General features: G+C 60.2%; 9 protein-coding genes. 1 reads left to right on the top strand and 8 read right to left on the bottom strand.

Going from position 1 to position 12,718, the window contains the following annotated elements; genetic code table 11:
• The first annotated feature begins 129 nt into the window (after window positions 1-129).
• Window positions 130-642: a P27 family phage terminase small subunit gene (locus BN972_RS19400; RefSeq protein WP_158086301.1), complete on the top strand. Its 513-nt coding sequence runs from the start codon at window positions 130-132 to the stop codon at window positions 640-642.
• 89 nt (window positions 643-731) lie between these two features.
• On the opposite strand, the gene BN972_RS19395 is transcribed toward BN972_RS19400, so the two are convergent.
• From BN972_RS19395 to BN972_RS19355, 8 genes are all read right to left on the bottom strand, one after another.
• Window positions 732-1,802, bottom strand: coding sequence for a PDDEXK family nuclease (locus tag BN972_RS19395; protein ID WP_235192521.1), 1,071 nt, complete (start codon window positions 1,800-1,802; stop codon window positions 732-734).
• 250 nt (window positions 1,803-2,052) lie between these two features.
• On the bottom strand, window positions 2,053-2,505 hold the full coding sequence (locus tag BN972_RS19390) for a hypothetical protein (protein ID WP_051545676.1): 453 nt from the start codon (window positions 2,503-2,505) through the stop codon (window positions 2,053-2,055).
• 44 nt (window positions 2,506-2,549) lie between these two features.
• Window positions 2,550-3,953: a hypothetical protein gene (locus BN972_RS27835; protein WP_051545675.1), complete on the bottom strand. Its 1,404-nt coding sequence runs from the start codon at window positions 3,951-3,953 to the stop codon at window positions 2,550-2,552.
• Window positions 3,954-4,002: 49 nt separating this feature from the next.
• On the bottom strand, window positions 4,003-6,282 hold the full coding sequence (locus BN972_RS19375) for a DEAD/DEAH box helicase (protein ID WP_158086302.1): 2,280 nt from the start codon (window positions 6,280-6,282) through the stop codon (window positions 4,003-4,005).
• An 80-nt stretch (window positions 6,283-6,362) separates the two neighbouring features.
• A complete protein-coding gene (locus BN972_RS19370; protein ID WP_036361493.1) occupies window positions 6,363-7,628 on the bottom strand; it encodes a hypothetical protein in 1,266 nt (421 codons plus the stop codon).
• Between the two features lie 134 nt (window positions 7,629-7,762).
• Window positions 7,763-8,875: a DUF3320 domain-containing protein gene (locus BN972_RS19365; RefSeq protein WP_051545673.1), complete on the bottom strand. Its 1,113-nt coding sequence runs from the start codon at window positions 8,873-8,875 to the stop codon at window positions 7,763-7,765.
• 91 nt (window positions 8,876-8,966) lie between these two features.
• Entirely contained in the window at window positions 8,967-9,992 is a 1,026-nt protein-coding gene (locus tag BN972_RS19360; protein ID WP_036361491.1) for a PD-(D/E)XK nuclease family protein, read from the bottom strand.
• Window positions 9,989-12,532, bottom strand: coding sequence for a UvrD-helicase domain-containing protein (locus BN972_RS19355; RefSeq protein ID WP_080697019.1), 2,544 nt, complete (start codon window positions 12,530-12,532; stop codon window positions 9,989-9,991). The genes BN972_RS19360 and BN972_RS19355 overlap by 4 nt, the downstream gene beginning before the upstream one ends.
• Window positions 12,533-12,718 lie beyond the last annotated feature (186 nt).

Raw genomic sequence — 12,718 nt, 5'->3', positions numbered from 1 at the left:
GCCGCCGCCGCGGCGGGGGGGGGGGGTTAATCACGGCCCCCACACCACAGCGACCGCCTTGCCAAGGCATCTCGCGCCCGTCAGCGTTTTGCCGTTGTTTTCCCGGATACAGACTGAAAGGAGCTAATTGTGGGCAGAAGAGGGCCGAAACCGGCGCCGACGCACTTGAAGGTGCTGCGGGGTGACCGGGAGCGCAATCTGAACCGTGCCGCGCCGATACCGGCCAACACTGAGGGCATCGATCTGAAAGCACCGCCTCGCGGCATTGGCGCGAAGGCTGCGAAGGTGTGGCGTCAATTGGCGCCGGATCTGGTCGACAAGCACGTACTAACGGAGTGGGATGTGCCGTTGTTCACTGCGTTGTGCCGCGTGGTTGCCCACGTCGAAACGCTGGAGACCAAGGTGCGCAACCCACCGTTCGGTTACTGCCCGGTCGACGGATATACCTGCGTGGGCAGCCAGAAGCAGCTCGTAAAAAGCCCGTACTGGTCGGCTTTGAACGACGCCTACAACCAGCTGGCGAAGCTGGGCAGCCGATTCGGGCTGTCGCCGGGCGACCGGGCGAATCTGGTGGCCGAGGTCGTGCCCGGCCGGCTTGCTCAGGGGCGGCCAATCCTTGGCCCAGAGCGACTTCTGACGTGATAATGGCAATGACGACCCGACATGGCTCAAATTAGTGCGCACCTCGCGCGGATTCAGTGAGCGAAGCTCAGAGGTCGTCGCGTAATGGGTCACTCAGCAAGGGTGGCAAGAGCCGCCAGCGATTGACCCTGGTAGCGCCAGACGTCTGCGCCTGGGATCGCGTCGAGCCCGATGCCGGTGGCTTCTTGCACGATCTTTTTGGCCAAGGTGGTCGGTGTGAACGTGGTGCCGTCTCCTGGATCGGCTGCCCATTGGAGCGGCCGGTCGCGGTGCTTGACCCAGGTGGCACGGCCTCGCCGTGGATCCCCTGCGACCCACTTGTCGACCGCGTGGGCGAGCTCGGCGTTGATCCAGGTGTGCAGATCGAGGTCGACCTGCGCCCCTTCGGGGATGGTGTTCGATTCGTAGAGCAGGAATGTAGAGCGGATGCGGCGCTTCTTTTCGGCGATCTTGGTTGCGACGGAATCGGCTGAGGCAGAGGCGATCCCAGGGGTTAACACGCGGGTGGTCGGGTCAACTGCGGGGTAAAGTCGTCGAAACACGATGCAGGTCTGTGGTGATGTCGGTCCGTTCATGAGGAACGCGTTGACCGTGTGCATCTCGATGGTGAGGTTCGGGGCGAGATCCGATAGCCACGACACAGTGGTGTATGTCTGCGCAGTGAAATCCTCAGCAAGCAAGATGATCTTTGGAACGGTGAGGATGTCGTTGTCCCAAGTACCATCAACGTGGTTTTCGAGCTGCTCTAGGGCCTCTGCGGTCGAAACCGGCTCGGTGGCAACACGGTTGAGATAGTTCGCGTGGGCGTCGGCCAGGGTTTCTTTGCTGAAACCGGCCACGAGTGCCGCGTATGTGATGGCCTGCAGGTGGATACGAGAATCAATGCCTCGTTTGAGTTCGACGACGACCAGTTGGCCGGAGCTGTCCAGTCCGAGGATGTCGAGGCGCTCCCTGGCCAGATCACCGGAATCCGATGACCACTTGTCGTACTGCGTCGTGACGATCTTCACTTGGTCACCCAGCACCTCAGGGTGGTCGATGATCCAGCGTTCAAGGTGGACCGGCTCGAGAATCCCCAATTCGGCAAGTCGTCGCGATGGCATCGGCGCACACTCCGCATCCAGGCTCGCCACCGTAAACATCAACATGTCGGACTGCATGCCGTCAGTCTGGCACTTCGGGCAAACACTGCGGTTGGGGCGCCCCTGCACAGCGCCGTAGGCCACCAGGGCAGACGATCGGTTAGTGCGCAAATCCCCGCCAGCAAGACCGAAAACAGGAGGTCAAATCGCTGTGACTATCGCGAAAAGGGAATCGTGAGCCAAGTCAGGTCTGACGTGATAATGGCAGCTACGACACCGGGAGTGACCTGGGTGGCCTTGTCATCAATGGGTGTTTCTCGCCCCGGTGCTATAAGCACTCGCCGTTGTGGATCATGAAGCACCTGTTGCACCGTGGTTCGGGCTTCTGTGGCCGCGGTGCGTCGTTGGCACCGAGACGGATATCGCCCAGCGGTGTGAGCTTGATGGATGGATCGAGTTGCTGAAGTTGAGCCAAACGGGTGTTAGTGTGCCGCCGTAGTTCGGGGGAGCGGGGGTAGTTGAGCAGTTCTCGGTATAGCCCGGCCTGCATCTCGGCTTCAGAGGGCGTGGCGAGCGTGTCATCAAGCGCCCGTTGGACGTTCCTGCGGACCTCGGTGATTCGGTCGGGCTGCACGGGCTCGCCTGCGGCGGCCGCAGCGGCGGCCATTTCGGTGTCGGTCAGATTCTGCTTCATGCCGATGAGCACCTTGGCGCAGCGCGTGCGCGGGTGTTTGAGAAGGATCTGCTCGATCTCTTCTCGGAAGGGATTCGATTCGATCACTTGCTTACTCCAGAACTAAACGTCGTGTTTGAACATCGTCGATGTCATGCATAATTGAAACGTCCGTCGGCGTCCTGCCAGAGCACCTGAATGTTGTTGGCACGCAGCATCTCAAGAAGCCCTTGTGCTGGCTCTGAAGGGACGAGGATGGTGCGGAACTTTGGTTTGACGATGTGTGCGTAATCGAGAATCTGTCCTAGCGCGAGTCTAATTGTGTTTCGGTCCACGGATGCCTTGACCTCTATGAGCTCGTCCGTGGTCCGGTCGTAAAGATCTACTCTCAAAAGTTGGCCATCGACGGGGATCTCGAGTGAAAAGACTTCATGGTTGCGATTCTCTAAATACTCCTTATATTCGTTCTGCAGCAAGGCTTCACGTCGGGCGCGTTGAGCGTCCTTCATTGCGGGGCCGACTGTGAATGTCTCGGCCGTGTTGTTCTCGACTGGGATCAGTCGATAAGAGGGAAGATTGGACAGTTGCAACCTCTGCAGCAGGTCATCGAGACGAGGGGAGTCTCCGATGATCGCGCGGATGGCGTGGACTGCTCGTCCTGCAAACGTCGGATCTCTTTCGAGAAGATCGATGATCTGCTTGCTCAGGCCGGCCGCCACGTTGGCGTTCGATATCTCAGAATAACGTGTAACCCGCTGTGAGACAGTCCACCACGGTGATTGGTCGAGTGCAAACCATGGGTTCGCTGGGTCTGGGGCCGTATCGGCTATCGCAAAGTCACTTAGTATGCGGGCGACCTCAACCTTTACGTCTTGGAAGGGCACCGGTTCACGATGGCCCGACCGTTGCCGACTGATGGCCCATAGCAAAACCAGGTACTGGTACGGTGCACGCTGACCATCGGTGTGTGTATAAACGCGGATATCTCGGAGCACGGCCAGTGCGGTGTCAGCATCGATGATCTCCTCCGACCAACTGGTTCCCGCTGGCTCGTCATCTTTCTTTGCGCCATCCGTTTTGATGCCTGAGTCTTGCTCCTCCCTGAGTTCGCGCAGGCGAAATACAATGACGTCCCGTTCTTGTTGGTTTATGTCGGGTGCCCGGCGGATTCTGTAAGGCTCGGCTTCGTCGATTTCGAATCGGCCGACGTATCGCTGGATCACCTCGTCACTGTTGGGCTTCGTTCCGGCAGCCTCAAACAGGCGTAGTGCTTTGCCATCTCGCTTGTGGTGCAGGATGGCGGCGTTACCTGTGCTGGTTAGTTGCTGATCACCTTCCTGGCCGTCACCCGTGTAGTTGTAGACCCCGGTGACGTGATCCCAACCGTCGTAGTTGTAGCCGAACTCTTCGGCTGCCGACGGGTCGGAGTAGATGAATACGTTCAGCGTTTGGGCAGAGGGGGCGATTCCGGAGTATTGGCTGCCACCGAAGCGCCGCCGCCGGTCTTCGCGGCTAAGGGTATCGCCGGGTGCGATATCCCAATTCGCGGAATTCATATGCTGCAGTGCTCCTTTCGTGAATCACCGGTTTGCTGGGCAGACGCGATTAGGTGTTGTCCACGCGCTGCCGGTCAAGTCGAAGTAGATGCCGATCCAGTCGCTCGGACCGCAAAAGCTGATGCAGGTGATCGAGTATCCGTACTGGAATTGGGCTTTCAGCTAGCCCTGATCGCCAGGCCGACAGAGCGTCGAGGCGAGCGGACCGCTCCGTCTTCTGGAGTTGTTCGACTAGCTGTTCGTGTTCCCTGAGCAACCACTCGCCTTGTCCCTCGTCCAATAGGAAGCCTTGTGATCCGAACACGGGTATCTCGAGCCTAAGTGCGACTGACCAATGACCTGGTCGTGCGATGTAAGCGGAGAGAAGTTCGTCGCGGTTGTAGGCGTCCGCTAACAAGGTATCTAGGTCGATGGGCACTGTGGGACGGAACTCAAAAGTGACGTACTTCAGCCAACTCGTGGCGCGTCCGATTGTGTAGTTACGGCTATCGTCACCGTGGTAGGGCGTGTTGTGGATCTCGCGGCGCGCGAACTCCATCGCAGCGATCATCACGCCGTACGATTTCCATAGGCTTCCCGCGGAAAGGTCCTGCCGCAGTTGCGCTCCGAGGTAAGCCCGCACGTCCTTGATGTCTTCAACGTAACCTGAAACGTCATTGAAGATGCGCAGGAACCGATCTCGTTCACGAGGGTGGACCAGCACGGCATTCCATGGTGCATCCGTGTCGAATCCGTCGACTGGCCCGTAGTAGTTAAGGCCGGAAAGCAGAATGTTGACTCTGTCACCTGGTTCAACTTCGCTCAGTTCGACGGTGATGCGTTGACGTATCGAGTGGGAAACGTTGTGTCGCTCGAGGAGTCGCTGAACCTTAGCAGCTAGATCGTCGGCTGATGCGTACGCGTAATCGAGCAAATCGGGACGAAGTTCGTCGGATATGTCTTGATAGAGCCAGCGCTGTTCGAAGTGGTACTCGAGTGGCGACCGCCGCACCTGGATGATGTGCGCAGTGACTTTGTTCGGCGTCCATCGAAGCGCACGGCCAGCGACCTGCATTAAATGGCCAATGCTGGACGACGGATAGGTGATGACTGCCGCGTCCAGAGACGGATCGTCGAACCCTTCGCCCACGAGTTGACTGGTTGCGACGAGGATTCCAGCCGGCTTGGCACTGAACTCATCAAGGAACTCACCGCTGTCTGCAAGTCCACGACTGTTAGATCCGCCGTGAACGTATCCGATGTCCTCTGCAGTTAGCGGATGCGACTGCCGTTGGTCGAGTTGATCTTGAAGAGCTTTATAAAGGGATTCAGCGTTTGCCTGCAACGACACGGCAACGAGCGGTTTCGAAAAATCGCTCTCGGTGCGGTCGAGGAGGTAATCAGCGAGTTCGTGTAACCCGGCAGGTGAGGACCAGTCAAGGGTCGGCATTTCCTCGGGCGGGTCGAAGATGGGTTCGATGACGCAGCCACGCTCAATTAGTTGGCGGTAACTGGTCGTGTAGGCGATCTCGTCAATGCCAATAGGAAGCGCATCGGCCCGGTTTGGTGTGGCCGTCAGAAATAAAACGGGCAGATCGCCCTGCTCGACGACCGGGCGATAGCTGGGAGCCGCCGCGTGGTGCGCCTCGTCGACGATAATTAACGATGTCTCAGAAAGCTTTCCCACCGTCTCTGTCAGATCGTGGGCCATGGTGAACTGCACACGTTCGAAGAGTGCGGCCGCTTGTTCGGCAGATAGGTCAGTCGCTCGAATCAAAGCCTGCAACGTACGCCTGGCTTGACGTCGAAGATGGTGCCGATGAGTCACCCACAGCACCATCGCGCTGTTGTCATTCAGCCAGTCCAGCGCAACACGTAGGGCAACTGTTGTCTTGCCAGCACCAGTGGGCAGCACCAGCCCCACCTTGCGACCGGTGCTCAGTCGGAGTCCTTCGAGGCTCTGCTTCACTGCGACTTCTTGCCATGACCAGTCAGGCTTGATCGGCTGATGGTGAGGCTCTGCTCCTGCGACGGTCGTTGTGGTAACTCCCGTTTCGGCTGCGACCCCCTGAACGACGCCGATGGGCACGCCAAACTCGTCCGCGACCCGTTGGAGTCGGCGCGGATCATCAGCGGGGAACATCTCCACTGCTCTTTGAACCGCTTTGGGATCCATAGCCCAATCCGTCGGCTCGTCGACGGCGGCTATCGCGGCCTCTAGTGCTGCCAGGGTTGCACTGTTCACTCCGCGGGACTCATCGTTGGTAAGTAACCCGTGTATGCGATTTGGATAAATGCGCGGAGCGCCCTCGCCGAGAGCTTCGGAAAGCTTCTCAGCCAGAGCGTTCACGCTGCCAAACCTGAGCACCAAGCGCGCCAACTCGGAGGTCGCCGTCTGCACTCTTGGGTCGTGTCGTCCGTGCCGAGGCATCAGTCCTCCGATGCGTCGATCATCTTGATGAACTTCTCGGCCAGGTCATGTACCTGTACGAGTTGTCCTTTCAGGAACGAGCCCTCGGCGGCAAGTTGCTCAGCTTTGAACTCTGAGAGGCGCCGTAGCAGGTCATCAAGCACTGCATGAGGTTTCTTAGTCGCCTTATGCATCAAGTACTCAGCCTCGACCGCATGCATGGTCGGAGCATCTTCTGGATTCTCAACGTCGAAGCGCGATGCGAAACTCGTAGGAGGCGTCTGTGACTCGTCATACCGGTTGATTTGATCCCACAACAGGATGTTCTCATGGCGGAAGAATTTGTTCGGATTGGTGTCCCCATTACCCCGTCCCGGCTCCTTGAAGACCCAGGCGAACAGTGCCTTCTCACCCTGTTCAGGAATCGCAAGGTCGTCCTCTCCGACGCCTAACTTCCCGCGTACCCACGGCTTCTTGCCGATATTTTCGAATAGGTAGTAGTCCGTCTTTCCGAAGGATTCTCCCTCGGGAAGTTCGTCTTCCCACTCCGCCATGAAGTGTGAGAACCATTTGGCTGCGCGGATTTTGCGCTTCGTCACGGTCTCGCCGAGCGACGCCTCCTGGGCAATTTTCTTGATCGTCGCCGAATCCCAGAACAGTTCCGTGCCGGCGCCGTGGGTGTCGGCGAACAAGTGCTCGAACCGGCGCAGCAGCCAGATGTCCTCGGCGTAGTTGCCCCACTCTCGCGCATGAACGATGTGGCGCACGGCCAATACGCGCGGTAACTTCCGCAGCAACTCCGCGGGAGTTGTCGCATCAATCGGCACCACGTCCAGTTTTTCGGTGTCGGCAATGATCTGATTGATCCTCTCGACGACGTCCTCCGCCGTTTCGAGGTCGCGCTTCGAATACGCCGTCGGCTTGGCCTGCATCCTCTGGAGTTTCTTGACGGCCTTATCGAGTTCGGTGGTGCGAATCCGATTGAGTGATACAAGTCGTCGATTGCCTTCGACGACGACGTAGTGGTCGGGATCATCGGGATGCTGCCAGACGACGATCCGGTCGATTGGCATCCAACCCTGACCGCGGATGGCCTCGACGAGGTCATCGATCCCGTAAGACTTCTCGCCGATTTCGTCCAGGATCTCTTTTCGAGTCGCTGGGTCAAACAGCGCATCCGCATCCGCATAGCCGGGAGCGTCTTCGAGTGCCAACCGGGGGTTGTTCGGGTCAGGGAACAGGTTGGCGATCGGCACCTGCACTGGATCCCGCAAGTACTTCTCCATCGGGCGTCCTTTCTTTAGGAGGGTTCACTGCTAGTAAGCATACCATAAAAGTGGAATATCTTAAGTATCAGTCAAAATTATGGAACAGCCAGTCCACGCGCCAGGGTAGCTTCGGACCTACCGTGAGAGACTCGTCAGTGGCCCGATGCGACGCGACTGCCGTCATCCTTCGCGACGATCCCGGCGGACCGGGCGTAGTCGAGCGCCTTCTTCAAGTGGGCCTTAATTGCCTTGGTCCGGCGTGAGCGACCGAACGTTCGCAGCATCCGGTCCTCGAGGTTCTCGAGATCCAGTGGACCTTCGCGGAGTAGGAGTCTCGCAGCATTTGCGATCTCGACCGGGCTCACCTCCTCGAATGGGCGGTCGGTCGAACTCGGGTTTGGTCGAAACTCTGTCCACGTCGACCTGTCGATGGTCGGTGGCCAAACAAACTTGTCGTTGTCGATGTCGTATCCGAGTCCTTTTATCTGCTGCACAATCCGTTTGCTCCGCGCGTGGTGAAGGCGCGTGACACCAAAGGACTGGGCGATCAGGCGCGCCAGCCGATCGAGCTGGATGGGACCTTCGTATTCGACGATGTCGGTGGCAACTGCACGAACTTCCTCCTTTGCGCGTTTGTTGGGAAGCTCGTCGAGCACTGCACTGTCGCCGACATGCACGACGGTCCACGGTTCGAACTGAAAGCGGCTATCGCCGATAACCGGTGTGGCTGCCGTATCGGCCCGCTCAAGAACGGCCGCCTCCGGCGTCACCTCTTGTGCCTCCGAAACGTGCGCCGGAGTTGGCACACGATCGGGGACAAACAGGTGCGACTCTTCGACCACTCGTCCGAGAGAGGCCGAGCGCATCCGTTCCGCTTCGGCTCTTCCTTCTTGATCGCCGATGTGGCTAAGGAGTCGCACCACAAAGTCGTGTGTTCGCCACGCATCGAGTGCTGTGAATTCATCGTTGTGGGCCCAGCGATTTCGAACGATGCGAAGCTCGCCTCCCAGCACGGAGAGGGTTCTTGTTGGGTCACTGAACGGGTATCCAAGCCCGCCCAACCTTTCGGTCAAGATCCGCAGTTGCGCCTGCAGGTCACCTGTTGAGTAGTTCTTGGGTAAGTGGCCCTTGGCGCGGTCAAGTTCGGAGAGCACCGTGGTCCACGGCAGTCCGCCCAGCTCTGGTGCTAGCACCGCGGCGATGTATTGATCAAGCCTCGATGCAAGGTAGTCAAGGGCTGCCTGGACGGAAGCGCGATTGTCCATCGGAACTCCTGTCGTCGTTGCTGGTTACGAATCGTCCCTCGACCGAACCCGAGGTTGTCAACGTCTGACAACCACGGTCGTCGGCGATCGGTCAGTTCTTGAATATGTTGCGGAGGTCAATGTCGGGATTCGTCGTTCCGCCGACGAGGTGTGTCGTGTACTCCGGGCAGTCGAATCGGAATGTGCACGTTGTGCATTGGGCGGTTGTCTCTGCGGTCAGCCGCTGGCCGACGGGGTGGTTGTCACGGGCGATTTCTCCGGCCTGTACGGCGACTGGATCGGCTTCGAAGATGTCGGCGGTAGCTCGCAGGGCCCGGACCTGCTCATAAGTCCAGGCGAGGGCCGCGTCGACGATGGATTCGTTGACGTCGATGGCGAGTAGCCGTCGCTCGCGCCGAGGTTCGTTGATGAAGAACAGGACGCAGCGTGCCGGCAGCGTCCCGGTTCGATCTCGATAAAGTGCCGCATAGGTGAGTAGTTGGCGAACGTAGTCGTCTACGAACGGACTGGTGGCGCGGGTGCCCTTGTAATCCCAGATCTCGATATCGCCGGTTTCGGCGGTCATGGTTGTGGTTTCGACGTGGCCGCGCAGTTCCGCCGTATCATCCCATTCCCAGGTGCGGTGATAGGTGAGCGGCTCCCGCTGCTGAACGACGAGGTCGAGGATTCCGGTAAGCAGGATGCGCGACCTACCGGAAAACATCCCCGGGAGTACTTTCTTGACCGCGCGAAGCTCGTATTCGGTGTGCTGTGCGCCCTCGATAACGGCCTTCACCACCGCATCGATGCGGCCATTGGGGTAGAGATTGCCAATGACGCGGTCGATCGTGCCGGCTTTGGAGAGGAATGCAGTCCTTATGCCGCGCGCCCACAGCACCCGGAAGTAATGGTCGAGCTGCGCGCGGAGTTCGGCTTCGGTGGCGTGTCGTCGGCGGTTGAAAGTTTCGTGGTGCTGGCGGGTCAGCCACTCCATGGCGTGATGGACGAGCCGACCCTCCATGGCCTGCACGACCTCGTAAGGGTGGAAGCCGGCACGCTTCTCGTAGGCCCATGCGCGGCGGCACCTGCGGTGGGCTAGCAGATCACCGGTGTAGGACACCTCGATGACGTCACTCATGGAGTCCACCTCCGTTCGTTGATGTCGCCCCGCAGCGTTCGGCGCGGCGCTGTATCGAAAAGGCTCGCGAGGGCCGGGTTGAGCGCGGTCATCGGCCGCGTGTCGGACGGGTCGTGCAGGAAGGTGAGGCGCTCCTTGGCCCGAGTCATCGCGACGTAAAGCTCGCGTTCCCGGTCCGCCAGCGAGAGTTCGTTGACAGTCCGGTCGGTGCACACCGGTTGTCCGTCTGCGTCGACGCGGTACTGCACCGACTGGCCGCTGAAGAGCATCGTCTGCAGCACCGTGTGCGGCGTGGGGTCGCGGCCGGTGAGTCCGACGTATACGTGGTCGAATTCGAGGCCCTTCGCCTGGTGGAAGGTGAGCAGCATGACGGCATGCTCGGCGAACGCATCGTCCTCGATGTCATCGAGGGCAGTCTCCTCGACGATGGTGCCGAATACGTTGAGAAAGCTCCACATTTCATCCGGCCAGATGATCTTGCCGGCGGTGTTGCGGGTCGGAGCGAGCGGCTGATCGAGAGAGAAGCGACTGCGTCGCGTTGGCGCGATATTCGCCTCGAGCAGCTGCGTGAAAAGCGCCTCGCGGAATAGCGCCGGTGTGAATCCGACGCTGCGGAACGTCGGGAAGGACAGCAACCGTGCCACGACCCCGCTGAGGGTTAGACGGGTAGCGCGCCCATTGCCTCGCTGGTGGGCCTCTGTGGCGCGGACCAAATCGGAGCGCAGCTGGTCAAGGTAGGCAAGCAGCGCGGCAATGTCGGCGCTCGGCCTGCGGATACCGGCCGTACTGCCCCGGAAGCCTTTCTGGATGCCTGCATGCGCCGGACTGACGGCGAAACCTGGCGGGGCGGCCTGCGCGAAACCGGCTTTATGGGCGTCGTTGCAGGATGCCCAAACCATGATTTCTCGACCGCCGGACCCAGCCGGTGCGATGTCGACCGGGTCGATGAGATAGGAAAGCAACGCGGCGAGATCGTAGACGGGGCTGCCTCGTCGGGCCGCTGTCTTATTGCGTGGGTTGTACACGCGCAACCCGCGGTTCTGTAGCGCCCGGCGCAGATCGAGCCCAGGGGTGCCACCGCGCTGACCCTCTCGCTCTGAGGTCGAGAAGAGCAGGACGGCGACCGACGGGGAAACGGTAGGCGCATCAGGTCGGCGGCCTGCACCCAGCACGTCGATCTCGGCGGCCACCTGATCACACACGGACGACCATGGTCCTTGCAGGAGGCGTGGTGCTTCACCCTTCGCCGTGGTGCGCGGGGAGCGCATTCTCTTGGGCATCGAAACGGCAGACAAGACAGTGACGTCGCGGAAAGCGGCGCTGAATGCGGTGATGCTTTTCGTGCTGCGCCAGTTTTCCTCGAGCTTCTCCCGCCGGTATGCGAAGTCGTTCGCCCGGCAGCAGCCCTCGAGTCCGATGAAGCACGCGATGTCGGACCCGCGGAACCGATACAGTGCCTGGTCGTCGTCGCCGACCACGGTGAGCCGGGCTTGCGGCCTGTCCAGCCACCGCAGATGGATCGCCAACTGTATTGGATTGGTGTCCTGAAACTCGTCGACGAAGATGTGGTCAACATGCGGTAGCACGGCGTTCTGCCTGTCGTGGAAGCGCCGCTGGATGGTTGCAAAGTCGAGGATCTGGTGACTGTCGAGGTAGTCCTCCCAGCGCTGCTGAAGCGTCACCAGGTCGTTCGTGAGCCCCGGGGCCACGGCCTCGAGCCCATTGTCGACGCCGGTCGTGCCGCAGCGCGGTATCCAGGTTTCGGTGTGCTGCGCAAGGACCGCCTGCAGAAACGAGATGCGGTCAAAAGTGTTACCCGGCCACCGACCGCCGTCCCACGGGGGCCGAAACACCGCCACCAAGTCGTCGGTGCTGAGCAGTCGGTCCACGACCCGTTGCTGGGCGGTGCCGCTGTATCCCAGCACCATGCGGAGTGCCCGAGTCAGGCGCACCCGCGTCTCCAGTTCGTCGATGACCTGTGTGCCCGCAGTCATATGCGCCGCGTCAAACTCTGCCAGCAACGAGTCACAAAGGCTGTGCAGCGTGCCGATCCGCAGATCGTGAACGTGCGGGTCGGCGGGGTCGAGGCCACGCTTGCGCGCCTGCTCCAGTAGGGCGTCGCTGCGTTCGACGATGCGCACCGACAGTTCTGTCGCCGCCTTGTTGGTGAAGGTTGTCACAACCACCCTGCTGGCCGCGGTGCCGAGCACCATTAGTTCGTACAGCACCCGCCACACCAGCATTTCGGTCTTGCCTGACCCCGCTCCAGCAAGGATTTGTAAAACCCGGTCATCGGGGCGAACCGTGATGATTCGACGCTGTGGTCCTGCAGGGTCCAGGGGCTCTCGGCCGACTTCAACGAGAACCTCGTCCACCAGTTCGAAGAACACGTCTGCGGGAACTAGACCGTTCGAGTCTGATTCTGTAGTCCCCAGGACATGCTTCGCGCTGCGGCCGTCATCAGCAGCGGGACCTCGGTCCCGCGGCGAGGAAACACCGCCGGCGCCGCGAGCCCGCCTCGGACCGTTCCTGCCAGCCATTTCACCTCACTGATCCAATATTACGGCCATAGTAGCAGACTGATCCACTATTTTGGAATTCGCACGCGGCGACCTGGCCGTGTGGACCACTTCGCCGCTTGCCCGATCGAGAGCACTCGCGTCCTTACGGTGAAGGTGGGATCGCGATCCTTTCAGCCACAGCGAGCGGTGGTGCTGGCCCTCGGT

Origin of the sequence: Mycobacterium asiaticum DSM 44297 (assembly GCF_000613245.1) — a bacterium.
In the GTDB taxonomy this organism is placed as follows: Bacteria; Actinomycetota; Actinomycetes; order Mycobacteriales; family Mycobacteriaceae; genus Mycobacterium; species Mycobacterium asiaticum.
Note: the sequence above shows the minus strand (reverse complement) of the source record. Positions and strands in the feature narration are given on the sequence as shown.